Here is a 19,772-nt window from a genome sequence, read left to right on the forward strand (position 1 = left end):
GGGCGGAAGGGGAGGATCAGGCGGTGGTCTTCTCGAGCTCGGCCTTCTCCTCGTCCGCGAGGGCGGAGAGGAAACGCTCGGCATCGAGAGCAGCGGAGCAGCCGGTACCGGCCGCGGTGATCGCCTGGCGGTAGGTGTGGTCCACCACGTCACCGGCGGCGAACACACCCGTCAGGTTGGTGTGCGTCGAGGGCGAGGCGACCTTGAGGTAGCCCTCCTCGTCGAGGTCCAGCTGGCCCTTGAAGAGCTCGGTGCGCGGGTCATGGCCGATCGCGATGAACAGGCCGGTCACCGGCAGGTCGGAGAGCTCCCCGGTCTTGACGTTGCGCAGCTTCAGGCCGGCCAGCTTCTGGTCGCCCTGGACCTCGGCGACCTCGCTGTCCCAGGCGAACTTGATCTTCGGGTCGGCGACAGCGCGCTCCTGCATCGCCTTGGAGGCGCGCAGGGTGTTCCGGCGGTGGACGATCGTCACGGACTTGGCGAAGCGGGAGAGGAAGGTGGCTTCCTCCATCGCGGTGTCGCCGCCGCCGATCACGGCGATGTCCTGCTCCTTGAAGAAGAAGCCGTCACAGGTGGCACACCAGGAGACACCGCGGCCGGAGAGCGCGTCCTCGTTCGGCAGGCCCAGCTTGCGGTGCTGGGAGCCGGTGGTGACGATGACGGCCTTGGCCTTGTGGACCGTGCCCGCGGTGTCGGTGACGGTCTTGATCTCACCGGTCAGGTCGACGGAGACGATGTCGTCCGGAACGAGTTCGGCGCCGAAGCGCTCGGCCTGCGCCCGCATGTTGTCCATGAGGTCGGGACCCATGATGCCGTCGCGGAAGCCCGGGAAGTTCTCCACCTCGGTGGTGTTCATCAGCGCACCGCCCGCGGTGACGGCACCCTCGAACACGAGGGGCTTCAGCGACGCGCGCGCGGTGTAGAGCGCCGCCGTGTAGCCGGCGGGCCCGGAGCCGATGATGATCACGTTACGGACGTCGCTCACGGCTTGGTTCCTCGTCTCTGGTCTACGTCATTCGACCGGTGGGAGTTTCTGTCAGAAGCTCTCACCCCACCCAACGGATCCTACGGGGCGCGCATTCCCGGTGTGTCCGGGCACACGGGCATCCCACACCGTACGGATTTCCACGCCGGGACGAGACGATGCGTCCCCTGCTCCAGGGGACGCATCGAGGCCGCTCAGGACTTCGCCAGAGACTCCTTGAGGAGGACCTTGCCGGGGGAGGCGGGCGATGTGCCGACGCAGGAGGCGTCGACGAGGAACGCCGTCACCCGGGAGGCGTCGTCGGGGTCGGGGAGCACGACGAGGTAGGCGTCCTTGCCCTCGTAGGTCCCCTCCTTCGCGCCGAGGACGCTGCCGCTCTGGCTGATGCCGTTGCGGACACAGGATGGCACCGACCCCGGGGGCTGGATCAAGGTGTTCAGGTTGTCCGTCGGGCTGGGTCCGACGGACTGGCCATCGATGCTGTACGGCTTCTGAGAGCCTCGCTGTGTGCCCGTCCGCGTACCGAGGAGGTCCTTCACCTGGCTGTGCAGGGTGCTCTCGGAGAAGGTCCCGGCGGAGTCGGTGGGCTTGCCCTGAGCCGTCGGCGATCCGCTGCCGCCGAGCGACTGGAGAAGGAAGGAACCGGCGCCCAGGACGGCGGCGGTGAAGACGGCGCCGAGGACGACGGTCCGGCGGCGCCTGCCGCGGGCATGTCCGCGGTCACGGTGGTCCTTGCGGCCGGGGCCGGTCGAGGCGCTCGGGTGGCCGGCGGGCCGGTCCACGGAAGTCGATGCGAGGGTCGATGTTTCACGTGAAACATGTGCCTCGGGTGTCGGCGCGGTGAGCAGGGCCTCGGCGGCGAGGGCGGCGTCGATCCGGGCCGCGACATCGGCCGGCATCCGCGGCGGACCGGGCAGGGCGCCCAGCAGACCCCGGATCTCCTCCAGCGAGGTGTGGACGTCGGCACAGAGCTCGCACTCGTCCAGGTGCCGTCGTACCTCTTCGGTCCGGGCGGGCGGCAGCAGGCCTTCGGTGAGGTCGGAGATCTCCGCGACGTCCGGGTGCCCGGTCGTGTCTGTCGTCGACGTCACGCTCGCCCACCTCCGCCCTTCACTGCGGCCGAATCACTCGGCCCGGTGTCCTGTGGGCCGCCGTCCTGGGGCCCCGCTGCAGGTGGGACGGATGTCCCCTCCGCCCGGTTCCGTGCCGGGTCCGGGTCGTTTTCGGCACCGGTGTTTTCCGGCCGTAGATGGGTGAGCAAGGGCAGGAGTCTGGCTCTGCCGCGAGCGCAGCGGCTCTTCACCGTCCCGGTGGGCACCTCGAGGATCCGGGCCGCCTCCGCCACCGGATAGCCCTGCATGTCGACCAGGACGAGAGCGGCACGCTGGTCGTAGGGCAGCGTGCCGAGGGCTTCGAGCAGCTGGCGGTGCAGATCGTTCCGCTCGGCGGGAGCGGAGGCCGATTCATGCGGCTCCAGCAGTTGCTCCAGCCGCTCGGTGTCGTCGACGGGGGCGGTCTTGCGGGAGGCCGCCTTGCGGGCCCGGTCGAGGCAGGCGTTCACCGTGATCCGGTGCAGCCACGTTGTGACGGCCGACTGGCCCCGGAAGGTGTGGGCGGCCCGGTAGGCGGACACCAGGGCGTCCTGGACGGCGTCAGCGGCCTCCTCGCGGTCCCCCAGGGTCCGCAGCGCGACCGCCCACAGCCGGTCCCGGTGCCGCCGCACGATCTCACCGAAGGCATCGGGGTCGCCCTCCACATGGCGGGCGAGCAACTCCTGGTCGCTCGCCCCGCCGTATCCGGCACCCTCCGCCATCTGCCCCCTCCGCCTACGGTGAGACGTCAGCCTGTGAACTTCACTTCGGTGATGGCCTGCTTGTAGCCGGCTCCCGAGTACGCGGCGGGGTCCTCTCCCGACTTCGGTACAGCGGTGATCCACACGAGCACGTACTGGCTCTTCACCTTCTTGCTGACCTTCACCGAGGCGGTGTTGCCGCTGGTCGTCACACTCCCGATCTTCGTCATCGAGTCAAGCGACGACGGGGTCAGCGAGTCGGCCGCGTACAGCTCGACCGTTGTGTGATCGCCAGCGTAGCGAAGCCCGATGCTCGCCGTGCTGACTTCCCGGTCGGAACCGAGGTCGTACACGATGCCCACACCCGGCTTGTACGGCGCCAGCTCGGGACCCTCGTTGAAGGTCTTCGTCCGCCAGTAGGTCGAGGTGCTGCCGTCGTAGGTCAGCTTCACGTCGCCCGGGTGCTGGGCACCGCCCTCGGCGACGTACTCCTCGGCGCCCGCGATCTTTATCGCGGCGGCGGGCGTGGGGCTGGCGCTGTTCTTGTCGCCGTCGTCCGTCGTCTGGGTGTTGTTGGTGTCGTCGGACGAACCGCCCTGGTTCATCAGGGCGTCCGCGAGCTGCCAGCTGCCCAGGCCCAGGGCGGCGATGAGGAGGGCCGAGACGGCCCACTTCAAGGCCTTGCCGGTACGGCTCTGGAGCGGGGGCGGCGGGGCCTGGAGCGGCTGCGTCACGCCGGGGGGCGTGGGGCGGCCGTAGGTGCCCTGCTGATACGTGGTGCGCTGGTAGTCGGGTGGCGTGGTGAAGGCCGGCTCCGGCGGCCGGATGCGGGGCATCTCGCCGATCGCCTTCACCAGCTCCTCCGGCGTGGTGCACGCGGACTCGTGGCGGGAGGCGGTGGCGCCGTCGTTGACGAGGGCGCGCATGGCGAGCTCGGACAGCCCGCGGTGGACACCGGCACGCACCTGGTCGGGTGCGATCAGACCGACGTCCTTGGGCAGCCCCGGCAGACCGTAGGCGTCGCTCTGGTACGGCCAGCGCTGGGTCAGCGCCGCGTACAGCAGGGCGCCGATCGCCTCGGTGTCGGTGCGCTGCGGGGTGTCGGAACTGATACCGCGCAGCGCCGCGTTCACCGCGAGCCCGCGGATGCGCCACTGGCCCGTGGAGGTGCGCAGCACGGCGTTGGGGTTGAGGCGCAGATGCGCCAGCCCCTCGCGGTGCGCGGCCGCCATCGCCGAGGCGATCTGACTGACCATCTGGTAGGCGTCGTGCGGCTCCAGCGGGCCGGCCGCGAGCAACGTGCTCAGCTCGGTGGCGTCCGGCAGCCACTCGTGCACGACATAGGCGAGGTCGTTCTCCTCGACGGCGTCCAGGACCTGCACGAACCGCGGGTCGCCCAGCAGGGCCGCGGAACGGGCGGCGGCCAGCACCGCACGGGTCCGTGGATGGTCGGCGGGCAGGACGTGGACTCCGACGGCACGCCGGAGTTTTTCGTCGACCGCACGCCAACTGCTGAATCCGTCCAGACGGGTGACGCACTCCTCGAGGCGATAGCGTCTGGCGAGCTTGTGCCCGCTGTGCAGTTCGGGAGGTGAGGTCTTCTTCCCGGGGCCCGCGGCCGTGCCGCTCCCCTGTGCCTCGTCGCTGTCCGTGTCCCGCTCCGGGTTCTTGGCCACCCCGTCGGCCGTGGACTGGTCCGCCTTGGCGGTCAGCGGCTCGTCACCGCTGTTGTCTGCCACGTCGACGGCAGCCGTGCTCCGTTCCGCCACCGTCGTTCCTGCCTCCCCATCCGTTGCACGCTGTCCGACGCCGAAACCAATTGTGCCCACAGTCCCCCGCCATGCACGACACGCGGCGGCGAACGATGGTTGTGCGCTTGCCCCCGCTTCAGCGGCCCAGACGCCCGCGCACCATACCCACGAGGGAGTTGAGCTCCTCGATGCGCATGCGGCGCGCGGCGACGTAGAAGACGCCGAGCAGCACGGCTCCACCGACCACCAGTGCGGCGAAGGAACCGATCACACCCTGCCCCAGAGTGTGACCGATGCCGTAGCAGGCCGCACCACTGAGCAGCGCGGCCGGTACGGAGGCGATGCACAGTCTGGCGTACGTGCGGATCACCCGGGTGCCGTCCAGGTCGCCGCCGAGCCGCTTGCGCAGCCGCCGCCAGGCGACCCCGACACCGATTGCGTAGGCCAGTCCGTAGGAGGCGGCCATGCCCGCCACCGCCCAGCGGGCCGGCAGCAGGACGTAACAGGCGACCGAGGCGCCCGCGTTGACGGCGGCGACGATGACCGTGTTGTAGAAGGGGGTGCGGGTGTCCTCGTACGCGTAGAAGGCGCGCAGGACGACGTACTGCACCGAGTAGGGGATCAGGCCGAGGGCGAAGGCCATCAGCATGAAGCCCATGTTCGTGGCCTCGCTGATGCCCGAGGAACCGAAGATCAGGGTGCACATCGGGATGCCGAGGGCCAGGAAGCCGAAGGCGATGGGCACGATCGCGACGGCGGTCGTCCTGAGCCCCTGGGAGATGTCGTCGCGGACGGCGCCCCCGTCGTTCTCGGCGGCCGATCGGGAGATGCGGGGCAGCAGGGCGGCCATCAGGGAGACCGTGATGATGGCCTGCGGCAGGCCCCAGATCAGCTGGGCGTTCGCGTAGGCGGCGAAACCGGTGCCGTCGACCGGGGAGTGCTTGCCGGCCGAGGTGGACAGCTGGGAGACGACCAGGGCGCCCGCCTGGTTGGCGAGGACGAACAGCACGGTCCACTTGGCGAGGGTGGCGGCCTTGCCGAGGCCGTGGCCCTTCCAGTCGAAGCGCAGCCGGATCCGGAAGCCGGTCTCGCGCAGGTAGGGGATCATCGCCAGGGACTGGACCACCAGGCCGAGCAGCACGCCGAGGCCGAGCAGCCGCTGGCCCTCCGGCGGGATCGTGGTGACCTTCATCCCGGAGTGGGAGGCGGTGCCGTACACCCAGATGAACAGGCCGAGGGTGACGATGATGACGATGTTGTTGAGGACCGGGGTCCACATCATCGCGCCGAACTTGCCCCGCGCGTTGAGGATCTGACCCATCACCACGTGGATGCCCATGAAGAAGATCGAGGGCAGGAAGTAGCGGACGAAGGTCACGCCGACCTCGTTGGCCGCCGGGTCGCTGGCGACCGAGTCGGACAGCAGGCGGATGAGGAAGGGCGCGGCCGCGATGGTGGCCGCGGTGAGCAGGCCCAGCGCCACCATCACGAGGGTCAGCAGCCGGTTGGCGAACGCCTCGCCGCCGTCCTCGTCCTCCTTCATGGCCCGCACCAGCTGCGGCACGAACACGGAGTTGAGGCCGCCGCCGACGGTCAGGATGTAGATCATCGTCGGCAGCTGGTAGGCGACCTGGAACGTGTCACCGAGCAGGCCCACGCCGAGCGCGGAGACGATCAGCGCGGAGCGGACGAAGCCGGTGAGGCGGGAGACCATCGTGCCCGCCGCCATCACGGCACTGGACTTCAGCAGCCCCGTGGCCTTCCCGCCCTTTTTCGCGGGCGCGGCCGCCGGGGTCTCGGCCCGGGCGGGTGCCGGGGGTGCCACGGGCGCGGCGCCGAGGTTCAGGGTCTGGTCGGCCGCGGGCGTCGCGGCCTGCGACGGGTAGTGCGGGGCCGACGGAGGGCCGACGGGGGCGCCGGCCGGGCCCGGTACCGCCGGGGGCTCGGACGGCAGCCGCCCGACGCCCTGCTGCGGATCCCGGTAGCCGCCCTGCTGCTGGTCCCGGAAGAGGTGCGCGAAGGCGTCCGGTTCGTGGCGCTCCTCGCCGGAGTGCGTGACCAGGTCGTCCACGCCGACGAACTGGGTCGTGCGCGGGTCGTCGCCGTACGGCAGGTACTGGGCCGGGCGCTCCGGCTCGGGCGCCGGGGTCTGGGCCCACACGTGCGGGTCGGGGGCGTAGGGGGACTGGGCGGGCTGGCCGTAGAGCGGCTGCTGCGGGTAGGTGCCCGGGGGCGGCGGGGGGTGCGCGGCGCGGTCGTAGAGCGCCTCGGCGACCGGGTCCTGGGCGGAGAGGTCCTGTGCCCGGTAGGGGTCCTGGTCGTAGGCGTCCTGGAGGTACATGTCAGCCGCGTGCTGCGGCGGGACCTGGCCGGGCTCCGGCGGCGGCTCGGGGTAGCCCGAACCGGCCGCGCCCTGGCCGCGTTCACCGTCGTACGGCGCGTTCATGGTTACCCCACCTCATCGTCCCGGGCCACACCGGCCACGACTTCGCTCAACGGTCCACTCTCTCACCCGTTTCCGACGGGTCGGCGCTTTCCGGTGCGGTGTCCGGTGTCGGGTCACTCGGCTGCTCCGGGTCGTCTTCCCCGGGCCGGGCCACGGACTCCTGTGGGAGACGATCGTCACGGGTGCCGGGGTTCTCCGGTCCGTCGGTGCCCTCGGGGCCGTCGGACTCGGGGGCGTCCGGGGCGGCGCCGCCGGCCTCGTCGGGACCGTCGCTCTCCTCGGCCTGGCGGGCGGTCGCCCGCTTGCGGTGCGTGTACATCCGGAAGCCGGCGAGCACCAGCAGTAGCACACCGCCGCCGATGACCAGCATCACGGTAGGGGTGACCTCGGTGACCTTGACGTCGAACTTGACCGGGTCGCCGTACTCCTGGCCGTCCTCGGTGTAGAGCTGGGCGGTGACCTCCACCCGGCCGTTGGCATTGGCCGAGGTGGAGAACTTCACGGACTGGCTGTGGCCGCCGGAGACCTCGACCTGCTGCTCGTAGTAGGGCTTGCCGCCGATCTCCAGTCGCGTCGGCATCGACGAGGTGAGCCGCAGGACGAGGTGGTCGACGCCCTGGACGAGGTTGTTCTGGACCGTGACCGGGATGGTGGCGCTGCGGCCGGAGAGCTTGGTCTCGGACTTGTCGATCAGCTTGACCTGGCCGATGAGGTCGTCGAGCCAGGACTCCACGCCCGTGCGGAAGGTGTCCGCCTCGCTGCCGCGGCCCCGCCACGACGTGGACATCTCACGGTTTATGGCCCGCCCGAAGGGGGTCACCACCCGGGACTCGTCGGTGAGGATCACCTGGAAGTTGTCGAGCTTGTCCTGGGTGCGGGCGATCTGCTCGAAGGCCGTCCGGGGCAGCTCCTGCTTGCGCAGCGAGGACGGGTAGGCCGACGACGACGGGATCTTCGTGGTCGCGCCCGGGTCGGGCTTGTCCTGCGCGGCCGAGGCGAGGTCCTGGAACTGCGACCAGTTGCTGTCCTGCAGCGCGGTGATCGCCGTCGCCATCGCCTGGGCCTGGCTCGCCGACGGCATCCGCTGCGGGGCGACGACGATGCTGCGCTGCTCGCCGGTCTGGGTGTTCAGTGCCAGGCTCTGGGCGAGGAACTTCTGCACGGAGAGAACGGCCGAGTCGGCGTTGGTCAGATCGCCCTCGAACGCCGTGGACAGCCGAGCGTCCGCGACCACCGCCGTCGTGCCGCCACCGATCGGACGTGCCGCCGAGGGCGTGTAGGTCAGCCCGCCGGTCTCCTGGAGGCTGTCACTGCGGGCGATCACCTTGTCGGCGCCCGCCGAGGTGGCGACCTTGATGATCGACGGGTCGACGGCGCCGTCCACGGGCCATGCGAAGTCCGTGTCGGCTGTGACGTGCAACACGGTCTTCACGGTGGTCGCGGCGACGTCGGTGGCGTCCTTGAGGTGGCTCAGTGAGCCGGTCACGCTGGTGCCGTTGTGGGCGAGGGAGGCCAGGTCCGGGTCGGCGAAGGGGAGAGCCACGACCTCCCGGTCCGCCACCGCGTCCTGGAGGTCGGAGAGGAACTGCTTGGCCACCGCCTGATGGGTGCCGGCCGTGGTGCTGTCGCCGGCGCCCTGGATCCGGTAGTTGCGGGTCATCGCGTCGACGGAGGCCAGCAGGTCCGGGTCGATCACCCAGGTGACGTCCAGTTCCTTGCCGAGCGCCAGCATCTGCGCCAGCCGGCCGCCGGGCGAGATCTCCTTGGCGAGGTCGTCGTTGAGGAAGACCGGCGTCTGCAGCTCGCCCGCCCCCGTCCGCGCCGTCACATGGACGGTGGAGATCAGCGGCCAGAGATACGTCGTCTTCGTCTTCGTGTCGGCCTCGGAGGACTGCCACGGCAGGAACGTCCGCTGGATGCCGAGCACCTGGTCCCACTGCTGTGCGGAGGTCTGGCCGGACACCGAGACGCCGAACTGGTACACGCCGTCCTGGCCGAGATCGAGTTTGTCGACCGGTACGGAGATGCTGAAGTGCTCGGCGACCCCCGGGGAGAGCGAGTCGAAGTCCTCGGCGTACTTGTCGCCGACGTCGGTGCCCAGGCTCGCCTGGAGGTCGTCGGAGTGCTGGGCGGCCGTGTCGATCGCCGACCGCGTGCTGAGCAGCGCACCCACCCGCAGGTCCACATGGGCGTCCGTGACGGCCTGCTTGCCGTTGTTGGTCACCGTGCCGGACACGGTCAGCGTTTCCCCGTCACTGGGGGCGCTGGGACTGAGCGAGTCCAGGGCGACGGACACCGTGTCCGAGCCGGCCGCCTGGGCCGGCGTCGCGGCCGGCAGCTGCATCAGTCCGGCCAGCAGGGGCGCGCCGGCGAGCAGTGCCCCGGTGCGCCGCAGCCAGCGGCGGGCAGGTGAGGGCGTCCCCTGGAAGTCTGCCGCCTCGGCCACGCGCTCGTCCGTCCCTAGTCGTCGTCAGTGGTCGTCGGAATGTGCGTCCACGCATGGTAACGAGGTGCGCTGAACGGAAGTGCCGCGGTCTGCTCCGCAAGATCGGGAAAGAACACCGGCCCGTCCCCTATGTTTCAGTATCGCCAGAGGATTCCTGTAAGCGCCGAGCGCTGTTCTTGCACTGGTATGGAGTGAGCTGTCCCACTCCTTTTGCACGGCCCCGCACAGGGCCGCTGCCGGAATATGGCGGCGCTTCGGGCGGCCCGGGCCACGTACCCTTTTCTGTTGTGCCGAACGCCAATGAAGACACTCCTACTGCCCTGAGCCAAGCGCAGCAGCGCGCGGTGAGCGAACTGCTGCGGGTGGCCCCCGTCGCCGACGACCTCGCCCGTCGATTTCAGGAGGCCGGGTTCCTGCTTGCCCTGGTCGGCGGCTCGGTCCGGGACGCGCTGCTGGGCCGGCTCGGCAACGATCTGGACTTCACCACCGACGCCCGCCCCGAGGACGTACTGAAGATCATCCGGCCCTGGGCGGATGCCGTCTGGGAGGTCGGTATCGCTTTCGGCACGGTCGGGGCGCAGAAGGACGGCTACCAGATCGAGGTGACCACCTACCGGTCCGAGGCCTACGACCGCACCTCGCGCAAGCCGGAGGTGTCGTACGGGAACTCCATCGAGGAGGACCTCGTCCGGCGTGACTTCACGGTCAACGCGATGGCGGTGGCCCTGCCGGAGAAGGAGTTCATCGACCCGCACGGCGGCCTCGAGGACCTGGCACTACGCGTGCTCCGCACCCCGGGGACGCCCGAGGAATCCTTCTCGGACGACCCGCTGCGGATGATGCGCGCCGCCCGCTTCGCCGCGCAGCTCGACTTCGAGGTCGCCCCCGAGGTCGTCGCGGCGATGAAGGACATGGCCGGACGCCTGGAGATCGTCTCGGCCGAGCGGATCCGGGACGAGCTGAACAAGCTGGTCCTCTCCGCCCACCCCCGCAAGGGGCTGACGCTGCTCGTCGACACCGGCCTGGCCGACCATGTCCTGCCCGAGCTGCCCGCCCTGCGTCTGGAGAGCGACGAGCACCACCGGCACAAGGACGTCTACGACCACACCCTGATCGTCCTGGAGCAGGCGATGGCGCTGGAGGGGGACGGTCCCGACCTCACCCTCCGGCTGGCCGCGCTGCTGCACGACATCGGCAAGCCGCGCACCCGTCGCTTCGAGAACGACGGCCGCGTCTCCTTCCACCACCACGAGGTGGTCGGGGCGAAGATGACCAAGAAGCGCATGACGGCCTTGAAGTACTCCAACGAGCTCGTGAAGGACGTCTCGCGACTTGTCGAACTTCATCTGCGCTTCCACGGCTATGGCACCGGCGAGTGGACGGACTCGGCGGTCCGTCGCTACGTCCGTGACGCGGGCCCGCTGCTGGACCGCCTGCACAAGCTGACCCGGTCCGACTGCACCACCCGCAACAAGCGCAGGGCCGCGGCTCTCTCCCGCGCCTACGACGGCCTGGAGCAGCGGATCACCGAGCTCCAGGAGCGGGAGGAGCTGGACGCGATCCGCCCGGACCTCGACGGCAACCAGATCATGGAGATCCTGGGAGTCCGGCCCGGTCCGGAGGTCGGTCAGGCCTACAAGCACATGCTGGAGCTCCGGCTGGAGAACGGGCCGATGGAGCACGATGCCGCAGTGGCCGCGCTCAAGGAGTGGTGGGCCGAGCAGGGCTGAGAGTGCGGAACGGCGTCATGTTTCACGTGAAACACGACGCCGCCGGGACGCTGGGGCGCCGAGACGGGATGAGGGGCGATGTTTCACGTGAAACATCGCCCCTCTCCACTATCTACGTCCCTACTTCGAGTAGTCCTTCAGGCAGAGCAGGAAGTCGTCGCTGCTCTTCGTCTCCATGTAGGCGTACTGGAAGTCCTTGGCCTTGGTCTCGCAGGAGATCTGGGCGCTGGCACTGGTGAAGGTGCCGTCGATCTTGGCCAGGACCACGTACTGCGCCTTGGAGGAGCCGCAGTCCACGACTTCGAGGTCCGGGTTGCTGTCGCTGGTGCTGCCGCGGTGCATGCAGTCCCCGACCTTCGCGGTGTCGGCGTCGTTGCGGCTCGCCAGGTAGCCGCCGACGGCCGCGACCACGGCGACCGCGACGATGACGATGTTCTTGATCGTCTTCGGCTTGAGCTTGCGCTGCGGCTGCGGAGCCATCGGCGCGTACGGACCGCCCTGCTGCGGGAAGCCCGGCTGGGGCGGGTAGGGAGGCTGTCCCTGCGGCGGGTAGGGCGCCTGCGTCTGCGGCGGGTACGGAGCCTGGCCCTGGGATGGCGGCGGAGTTGTCACGGTGGAAGTCCCCCTGGAGAACATCAGTGCGCAATGCGCGAGTTAAGACCCGCGTAAGTTAGCCGTTGCCACTGACACTGCTGTGAGCAGGCGGCATTCCGTGACTCCGCTGTGATCCTCAGCGGCGTTCAAAGCGGGCCATAGCCCCTGCAACCGCCGCGTAGATCAGGGCGACCGTGATGACGAGAGCGGCGGAGCGGCCGTCCGGCGGGAGCATCAGGGCGGCCACGCCGGCGGCTCCGACGAAGGCGACGTTGAAGAGGACGTCGTACACGGAGAAGATCCGGCCGCGGAAGGCGTCGTCGACCGACGACTGCACGATGGTGTCCGTGGCGATCTTCGCGCCCTGGGTGACGAGTCCCAGGACGAAGGCGGCGACGAGCATGGGGCCGGTCGTGAAGGGGAGCCCCAGGGCGGGCTCCAGTACGGCGGCGGACGTGGCACAGACGACGATCCAGCGCCCGGGGCCGAGCCGCCCCGCGGCCCAGGGCGTCACCACGGCCGCGGTGAAGAAGCCCGCGCCGGAGATCCCCAGCGCCACCCCCAGCAGACCGAGCCCCTCGTCCGGGTCGGAGGAGAGGGCGTAACGGCACAGCATCAGCACCAGGACGAGCAGGGCGCCGTAGCAGAAGCGCATCGCGGTCATCGTGAGCAGCGCCCAGACCGCCTCCCGCCGTCGGGGCGCGGCGAGGTGCCGTATCGCCGCCAGCAGGTCACGTGCCGTGGTGATCACCGCCGTCCCCAGGCTCGGCTGCGCCGGTTGCCGGTCGGGGCCGAGGAGCCCCGGGGCCATGGTCAGGGAGGTGAGCGCCGCGGCCAGGTACAGCGCGGCGCCCAGCAGCACCACCGCGGCATCGGAGTCCGAGGCCAGCAGCCGGACGGCGAAGGCGAGGCCGCCGCCGGCCGTCGCGGCGAGGGTTCCGGCGGTCGGGGACAGCGAGTTGGCCAGCACCAGCCGGTCGGTGTCGACCACGCGAGGGAGCGCGGCGGACAGACCCGAAAGGACGAAGCGGTTGACGGCCGTGACGCACAGGGCGGAGGCGTAGAAGAGCCAGTCGGGGACGTGGCTGATCATCAGCACGGCGGTCACCGCGGCCAGCAGGGCGCGCAGCAGATTGCCGTAGAGGAAGACCTGCCGGCGGCGCCAGCGGTCCAGCAGGACACCCGCGAAGGGGCCCACGAGGGAGTACGGGAGGAGCAGGACCGCCATGGCCGAGGCGATCGCGGCCGGTGAGGTCTGCTTCTCCGGGGAGAAGACGACGTAGGCGGCGAGCGCGACCTGGTAGACGCCGTCGGCGCCCTGGGAGAGCAGGCGTACGGCGAGCAGACGGCGGAAGTCCCGCAGGCGCAGCAGGACACGCAGGTCGCGGACGACGGGCATGGTGCACAGCCTCACACAGGGGACCGCCCCAAGGGGAAGGGTCCCCGGGTCGGATGACCCGGGGACCCTCAGAGCCCTGGCAGGAGCGATTTTTGGCGAGCTTCAGAGCCTCGGCGCGCGGTGCTGCGTCGGGCTAGCGCTCGACGTCGCCGCGGATGAACTTCTCCACGTTCTCGCGGGCCTCGTCGTCGAAGTACTGGACCGGCGGGGACTTCATGAAGTAGCTCGACGCGGAGAGGATCGGGCCACCGATACCGCGGTCCTTGGCGATCTTCGCGGCGCGCAGGGCGTCGATGATGACACCCGCGGAGTTCGGGGAGTCCCAGACCTCGAGCTTGTACTCCAGGTTCAGCGGGACGTCACCGAAGGCGCGGCCCTCCAGGCGGACGTAGGCCCACTTGCGGTCGTCCAGCCAGGCGACGTAGTCGGACGGGCCGATGTGGACGTTCTTCTCGCCGAGGTCCCGGTCGGGGATCTGGGAGGTGACGGCCTGCGTCTTGGAGATCTTCTTGGACTCGAGGCGGTCCCGCTCGAGCATGTTCTTGAAGTCCATGTTGCCGCCGACGTTCAGCTGCATCGTGCGGTCCAGGACGACACCCCGGTCCTCGAACAGCTTCGCCATGACGCGGTGCGTGATGGTGGCGCCGACCTGCGACTTGATGTCGTCACCGACGATCGGGACACCGGCCTCGGTGAACTTGTCCGCCCACTCCTTGGTGCCGGCGATGAAGACCGGGAGGGCGTTGACGAAGGCGACCTTGGCGTCGATGGCGCACTGGGCGTAGAACTTCGCCGCTTCCTCGGAGCCGACCGGCAGGTAGCAGACGAGGACGTCGACCTGCTTCTTCTTGAGGATCTTCACGACGTCGACCGGCTCGGCCGCGGACTCCTCGATGGTCTCGCGGTAGTACTTACCGAGACCGTCCAGGGTGTGGCCGCGTCGTACCTTCACACCGGTGTTCGGGACGTCGCAGATCTTGATGGTGTTGTTCTCGGAGGCGCCGATGGCGTCCGCCAGGTCCAGGCCGACCTTCTTGGCGTCCACGTCGAAGGCGGCGACGAACTCGATGTCCTTGACGTGGTAGTCGCCGAACTGGACATGCATCAGGCCGGGGACCTTGGACGCCGGGTCGGCGTCCTTGTAGTACTCGACTCCCTGCACCAGCGACGCGGCGCAGTTGCCGACGCCGACGATGGCTACGCGAACCGAACCCATTCCGGTTGCTCCCTGTGTGTACGAGTGAGGCCCTGAGCGGGTCTCACGTGGCGGTGTCGCCGGGCGTATCCGGCCGGAGGGAATCCCCGGACCGGGGCAGGACGCCCGGCGTTCCATTGGTGGTGTTCTGCTGAGCGGACCCCCCGGAGGCAGGACCCTTCAGGTCCCGTCCGGCCCGCTCGCTCTCGATGAGCTCGTTCAGCCAGCGCACTTCGCGCTCCACGGACTCCATCCCGTGGCGCTGGAGCTCAAGCGTGTAGTCGTCGAGGCGCTCCCGGGTGCGCGCCAGCGAGGCGCGCATCTTCTCCAGGCGCTCCTCCAGCCGGCTGCGACGGCCCTCCAGCACGCGCATCCGCACATCGCGCGAGGTCTGCCCGAAGAAGGCGAACCGGGCGGCGAAGTGCTCGTCCTCGTACGCGTCGGGGCCGGTCTGGGAGAGGAGCTCCTCGAAATGCTCCTTACCTTCCGCCGTCAACCGGTAGACGATCTTGGCGCGGCGGCCGGAGAGCGGCGCGGCGAGGGCGTCCTCGGCGGTGTTTCCCGGTTCCTCGATCAACCAGCCGTTGGCGACCAGCGTCTTGAGGCAGGGGTAGAGCGTCCCGTAGCTGAACGCACGGAACACACCCAGTGAGGTGTTCAGCCGTTTCCGCAGCTCATAGCCGTGCATCGGGGACTCGCGGAGCAGGCCGAGCACGGCGAACTCAAGGATGCCGGAGCGCCGGCTCATGGTCGCCTCCTCTCGTCCGCGTCTCGCTTATCTCGCTCTGATGTATCGACTCGATACATCCCGACGATAGATCGGGCTGACCCATGCGACAAGAGGAACGACGGTGAACGGGATCACATCACCGATTCGCAGGAGGCAACTTGCCTGATTTGGTGTGAACTTCGGGGCTCGGCGGGTTTTGGCGGTGCGTAGTCTGTGCGGCATGCAAACCACCGGGAACCGAGTGACGCCTGGGGGGCGTCCCTGTCCCCGGTGCAGTACGGGTGAATGCAGGACCGACCACATCCGTACTTCGGGGGGACCGGAAACCAGCCGCCGTTTCCAGGCGCGCACGGGTGCGCCTGCCCGAGGAGTAATCGTTCGATGAGCGAGCACCGTCGCAAACCGCCGCAGCCGCAGGGAGGCGGACGTGCCGCGGCCCGACGCGGCCAGTCCGACCCGACCTCCGGCCGCCGTGCGGCACCGCGAGGCGCCACCGGGTCTCCTTCCGACTCCTATGGGTCCCGTTCCTACGGGTCGGACTCCCAAGGCTCGGGTGGTGAAGAGCGCCCCTACGGCAGTCGTGCAGACGCACGCCGGGCGGCGCAGAGAAACACTGGAGGCCGCCGCAGAGCGCCCGACAACGGGAACCGTGGCCCGGGAGGTCCTGCCGGGCCCGGACGTGGCAGAGGCCGGGCGTCGTCGGCGCCGGGCAAGAAGCGTCTGATCGACTACCCCAGAGCCAACCGGTTCGGCTGGCGCCGCTGGGTCCCCTCCTGGAAGCTCGTCTCCGGGCTGTGCATCACTTTCTTCGGCAGCCTGGTGGCGTTGGTCGGCGTCAGCTACGCCATGGTGACCATCCCCAACGAGAACGACGCGGCCAAGTCCCAGAACAACGTCTACTACTGGTCCAACGGCGATCAGATGGTCGCGACGGGCGCCGGTGCGAACCGGCAGAACGTCACGATCGACCAGATCCCCGAGGCCATGCAGGACGCGGTGATCTCGGCCGAGAACAAGAGCTTCTACTCGGACTCGGGCGTCGACCCCATGGGTATCGCCCGTGCCCTGGTCAACATGGCCCGGGGTGGTGAGACGCAGGGTGGTTCGACGATCACCCAGCAGTTCGTCAAGAACACCTACCTCAGCCAGGACCAGACCGTCAGCCGCAAGTTCAAGGAGATGTTCATCTCCATCAAGGTGGGCACCAAGCTCACCAAGCAGCAGATCCTGCAGGGCTACCTGAACACCTCGTACTTCGGCCGTGGCGCGTACGGCATCCAGGCCGCCGCCCAGACCTACTACGGCGTGGACGCGAAGGACCTCACCCCGAGCCAGTGCGCGGTCCTTGCCTCGCTGCTCAAGGGCGCGACCTACTACGACCCCGCGGGCAACCCGGACATCGACCCCGCGGCCACCAAGGAAGCCAACTACAAGCGCTCCCATGAACGCTGGGCCTGGATCCTCGAAGAGATGCACAAGGACCAGCACCTCACCGACGCCCAGTACCAGCAGGCCACCAAGAAGTACCCGCTGCCCCAGGGCCGCAAGGCGACCAAGGGCATGACCGGCCAGATCAGCTACCTCGCCGACACGGCCAAGAAGTACGTCCTCGCGCACTCCAACGTCACGGAGGCGCAGTTCGACAAGGGCGGCTTCCAGATCTACACGACCTTCCAGAAGGACAAGGTCAACGCGCTGACCGCGGCCGTGCAGAAGGTCCAGAAGGCGCGGCTGGATCCGAAGAACCGGGACAAGGACAAGTACGTCCAGTTCGGTGCGGCGTCGGTGGTGCCCAACGACGGCGCGATCGTCGCCCTGTACGGCGGCGCCGGCTACGAGAACAACCACTTCACCAACAACGCCGACACCTCCGGTGTCCCCGTCGGTTCGACGTGGAAGCCGTTCGTGCTGGCCGCGGCCATGGAGTACGGGACCTACAAGACCGACGGTGTCGGGGTGTCGCCGCTGAGCAAGTACAACGGCAACGACAACCTGAAGGTGCAGCGGCCCGACGGTACGTACTACCTGAACAAGGACAACTCGATCTTCCGGCAGCGGAACGAGAGCGACCACGCCTGGGGCTACATCTCCCTGCGCAAGGCGATGGAGCAGTCGATCAACACGCCGTTCGTGCAGCTCGGCGTGGATGTCGGGATGACGAAGGTGCGGGACGTCGCCCAGGCGTCCGGAATCCTGCCCGACAGCATGTCGCAGGACCTGAACCCGTCGTTCGCCATCGGTACCTCCACCCCGAGCGCGATCCGCATGGCCGACGCCTATGCGACCTTCGCCGCCTCGGGCAAGCACACGGACCCGTACTCGGTGACCGCGGTCAAGCTGGACGGGCAGCCGCTGAGCGGCTTCAGTAAGCCGAAGGTGGTCACGGCGATGCCCTCGAACGTGGCGAACAACGTCACGGACACGCTGGAGAACGTGATCCAGAACGGTACGGGTACCAACGCCAAGGCCCTGGGCCGTACGGCGGCGGGCAAGACCGGTACCACCGACAGCAACAAGTCGGCCTGGTTCGTCGGCTACACCCGGCAGCTGGCGACGTCGGTGGCGATGTTCCGTGAGAACCCGAAGGACGCGGAACTGCTCTCCATGAACGGTACGGCCGGCGTGGAATCCATCCACGGTGGTGACATCCCGACCTCGGTGTGGACCGAGTACATGCAGGCCGCGCTGAAGAACACCAACGATCTGGGCTTCCCCGACGCGACCAAGATCGGTGAGGTCGCGGACGAGTCGGGGGCTCCCTCCCCGACTCCGACCATCAGCATCACGCCGAGCGAGACGCCCAGCGAGACGCCGAGCGCCACGCCCAGCGAGACGGCCACCTCGCCGTCGCCCAGTGCGACCGAGACCTGCCAGTTCGCCTGGAACTGCTCGACCGACGGCGGTGACACCGGCAGCACCTCCGGTACCACGTCCTCGCCGTCGGCCACGGAGACGACCAGCGAAGGCAACACCAGAGGCAATGCCAACGGCGGAGGGAATCTCTTCGGCGGATCGACCGGCTAGCCGTGAGGCCTGACCGGTAGGTGACCTTTTCGCCCGCCGTAGTGTGTTTCACGTGAAACATGGGCCGCCGCACCCGACGAGGTGCGGCGGCCCTCGGCGTATTCCTAGAGAGGTACGGCAGGATGGGCCCCATGCCCAGTGCAGAGACGACGCCCGTGAGCGTGCGCGAGCCGGAGCCGGTGCGGCCGACCAGGGAAGACGCGGTCGCCGCCGCCGGGAGTGAGCTGATCGGTGGCCCCATCGGGCGGCGTGCGCTGCTCGGGACGTCCTGGTGGACGCCGCTACGGGTGGTGGTCCTCGTGGCGATCGGCATGTTCGCCCTGGGCCTGATCCAGAAGGCGCCCTGCTACAACGGCGGCTGGTTCTTCGGCGCGAGTTCCCAGTACACCCACGCCTGCTACTCGGACATTCCGCACCTCTACCAGGGGCGGGGCTTCGCCGACGGCCTGGTGCCGTACTTCGACAAGCTCCCGGGCGACATGGACTACCTCGAATACCCGGTGCTGACCGGTGTGTTCATGGAGGTCGCCGCCTGGCTCACACCGGGCAGCGGCAGCATCCAGCTCCAGGAGCAGGTGTACTGGTTCGTCAATGCCGGGATGCTGATGGTCTGCGCCGCCGTCATCGCGGTGTGCGTGGTCCGTACGCACCGCCGGCGCCCCTGGGACGGTCTGCTGGTCGCGCTGGCGCCCGCCTTCGCGCTGACCGCCACCATCAACTGGGACCTCCTGGCGGTCGCTCTGACGGCCGCGGCGATGCTGATGTGGTCCCGGAGTCGTCCCCTCGCCTTCGGCGTCCTCCTGGGCCTTGCCACGGCTGCCAAGCTGTATCCCGTGTTCCTGCTGGGGCCGCTGTTCCTGCTGTGCTGGCGTGCTGGCAAATGGCGGGAGTTCCTCGTCGCCTTCGGCGGCGCGGCGGGCGCCTGGCTCGTGGTGAACCTGCCGGTGATGATCTTCGCCTTCGACGGCTGGTCGAAGTTCTACACGTTCAGCCAGGAGCGGGGCGTCGACTTCGGATCCTTCTGGCTGATCTGGGCACAGAACACCACCACCCCGCCGTCCACCGGCTTCGTGAACAACGCGGCCATGATCCTGGTGCTGCTCTGCTTCGTGGGCATCGCCGCCCTGTCGCTGACCGCCCCGCGCCGGCCGCGCTTCGCCCAGCTGGCCTTCCTGGTGGTGGCGGCCTTCATCCTCACCAACAAGGTCTACTCCCCGCAGTACGTCCTGTGGCTGGTGCCGCTGGCCGTCCTCGCCAGGCCCAAGTGGCGGGACTTCCTGATCTGGCAGGCGTGCGAGGTGGCGTACTTTCTGGGGATCTGGATGTACCTCGCGTACACGACCAGCGGAGACGCCCACAAGGGCCTGCCGACCCACGGCTACCACTGGGCGATCGCCGTGCACCTGCTGGGCACGCTCTACCTGTGCGCGATGGTCGTACGCGACATCCTCATGCCCGAACGGGACGTGGTGCGCCGCTCCGGTGACGACGACCCCTCGGGCGGGGTGCTGGACGGCGCGGAGGACGTCTTCGTGCTCGGCGGTGCCACCCGTCCCCCGCGCCACGCCGCCCACTTCGAGGGGCCGCAGGTGGAATGGGGAAGCCGGTCCTCCGAGGACGGTTCGCTCTGAGCGAACAGCCCCGATCAGCCTGGTGCCTGCCGTGAGAAAGGGCCGTACA

General features: G+C 69.1%; 13 protein-coding genes. 3 read left to right on the top strand and 10 right to left on the bottom strand.

Annotated features, from left to right (window positions below):
* Positions 1-16: 16 nt before the first annotated feature.
* From trxB to ACGFZS_RS10080, 6 genes are all read right to left on the bottom strand, one after another.
* Positions 17-985 carry a thioredoxin-disulfide reductase gene (gene trxB / locus ACGFZS_RS10055; protein ID WP_393794705.1) on the bottom strand — a complete coding sequence of 323 codons (969 nt, stop codon included), beginning with the start codon at positions 983-985 and terminating at the stop codon, positions 17-19.
* A 194-nt stretch (positions 986-1,179) separates the two neighbouring features.
* Positions 1,180-2,076: an anti-sigma factor family protein gene (locus ACGFZS_RS10060; RefSeq protein ID WP_393794706.1), complete on the bottom strand. Its 897-nt coding sequence runs from the start codon at positions 2,074-2,076 to the stop codon at positions 1,180-1,182.
* Complete coding sequence (gene sigM / locus ACGFZS_RS10065) at positions 2,073-2,798, bottom strand: RNA polymerase sigma factor SigM (RefSeq protein ID WP_359211563.1); 726 nt, start codon at positions 2,796-2,798, stop codon at positions 2,073-2,075. The genes ACGFZS_RS10060 and sigM overlap by 4 nt, the downstream gene beginning before the upstream one ends.
* Before the next feature lie 26 nt (positions 2,799-2,824).
* The gene (locus tag ACGFZS_RS10070) at positions 2,825-4,546 is read right to left on the bottom strand and encodes a protein kinase family protein (RefSeq protein ID WP_393794707.1); all 1,722 of its coding nucleotides are present in this window, start codon (positions 4,544-4,546) and stop codon (positions 2,825-2,827) included.
* Between the two features lie 118 nt (positions 4,547-4,664).
* A complete protein-coding gene (murJ, locus tag ACGFZS_RS10075) occupies positions 4,665-6,974 on the bottom strand; it encodes a murein biosynthesis integral membrane protein MurJ (protein ID WP_393794708.1) in 2,310 nt (769 codons plus the stop codon).
* A 46-nt stretch (positions 6,975-7,020) separates the two neighbouring features.
* Entirely contained in the window at positions 7,021-9,420 is a 2,400-nt protein-coding gene (locus ACGFZS_RS10080; RefSeq protein ID WP_393794709.1) for a DUF6049 family protein, read from the bottom strand.
* A 287-nt stretch (positions 9,421-9,707) separates the two neighbouring features.
* On the opposite strand from ACGFZS_RS10080, the gene ACGFZS_RS10085 reads away from it, so the two are divergent.
* Entirely contained in the window at positions 9,708-11,150 is a 1,443-nt protein-coding gene (locus ACGFZS_RS10085; RefSeq protein ID WP_393794710.1) for a CCA tRNA nucleotidyltransferase, read from the top strand.
* 120 nt (positions 11,151-11,270) lie between these two features.
* Here ACGFZS_RS10085 and ACGFZS_RS10090 read toward each other — a convergent pair whose 3' ends face one another.
* The 4 genes from ACGFZS_RS10090 to ACGFZS_RS10105 all read right to left on the bottom strand — a co-directional run bounded on the left by ACGFZS_RS10090 (position 11,271) and on the right by ACGFZS_RS10105 (position 15,086).
* Complete coding sequence (locus tag ACGFZS_RS10090) at positions 11,271-11,762, bottom strand: hypothetical protein (protein ID WP_393794711.1); 492 nt, start codon at positions 11,760-11,762, stop codon at positions 11,271-11,273.
* Between the two features lie 118 nt (positions 11,763-11,880).
* On the bottom strand, positions 11,881-13,143 hold the full coding sequence (locus tag ACGFZS_RS10095) for an MFS transporter (protein WP_393794712.1): 1,263 nt from the start codon (positions 13,141-13,143) through the stop codon (positions 11,881-11,883).
* A 133-nt stretch (positions 13,144-13,276) separates the two neighbouring features.
* Complete coding sequence (locus tag ACGFZS_RS10100) at positions 13,277-14,359, bottom strand: inositol-3-phosphate synthase (protein ID WP_355712508.1); 1,083 nt, start codon at positions 14,357-14,359, stop codon at positions 13,277-13,279.
* Positions 14,360-14,402: 43 nt separating this feature from the next.
* A complete protein-coding gene (locus tag ACGFZS_RS10105) occupies positions 14,403-15,086 on the bottom strand; it encodes a helix-turn-helix transcriptional regulator (protein WP_365695081.1) in 684 nt (227 codons plus the stop codon).
* A gap of 363 nt (positions 15,087-15,449) precedes the next feature.
* On the opposite strand from ACGFZS_RS10105, the gene ACGFZS_RS10110 reads away from it, so the two are divergent.
* Positions 15,450-18,092 (top strand): transglycosylase domain-containing protein, encoded by a 2,643-nt coding sequence (locus tag ACGFZS_RS10110; protein ID WP_393794713.1) that lies wholly within the window; start codon positions 15,450-15,452, stop codon positions 18,090-18,092.
* 131 nt (positions 18,093-18,223) lie between these two features.
* Positions 18,224-19,723 (top strand): glycosyltransferase family 87 protein, encoded by a 1,500-nt coding sequence (locus tag ACGFZS_RS10115; protein ID WP_393794714.1) that lies wholly within the window; start codon positions 18,224-18,226, stop codon positions 19,721-19,723.
* Positions 19,724-19,772 lie beyond the last annotated feature (49 nt).

Source organism: Streptomyces sp. NPDC048288, from assembly GCF_043201555.1.
Lineage (GTDB): Bacteria > Actinomycetota > Actinomycetes > Streptomycetales > Streptomycetaceae > Streptomyces.

Coding starts and splice junctions, on each gene's coding strand:
- murJ (WP_393794708.1), bottom strand. CDS start 6,974: ATGAACGCGCCGTACGACGGTGAACGCGGCCAGGGCGCGGCCGGTTCG.
- ACGFZS_RS10110 (WP_393794713.1), top strand. CDS start 15,450: ATGAGCGAGCACCGTCGCAAACCGCCGCAGCCGCAGGGAGGCGGACGT.
- sigM (WP_359211563.1), bottom strand. CDS start 2,798: ATGGCGGAGGGTGCCGGATACGGCGGGGCGAGCGACCAGGAGTTGCTC.
- ACGFZS_RS10095 (WP_393794712.1), bottom strand. CDS start 13,143: ATGCCCGTCGTCCGCGACCTGCGTGTCCTGCTGCGCCTGCGGGACTTC.
- ACGFZS_RS10100 (WP_355712508.1), bottom strand. CDS start 14,359: ATGGGTTCGGTTCGCGTAGCCATCGTCGGCGTCGGCAACTGCGCCGCG.
- ACGFZS_RS10115 (WP_393794714.1), top strand. CDS start 18,224: ATGCCCAGTGCAGAGACGACGCCCGTGAGCGTGCGCGAGCCGGAGCCG.
- ACGFZS_RS10105 (WP_365695081.1), bottom strand. CDS start 15,086: ATGAGCCGGCGCTCCGGCATCCTTGAGTTCGCCGTGCTCGGCCTGCTC.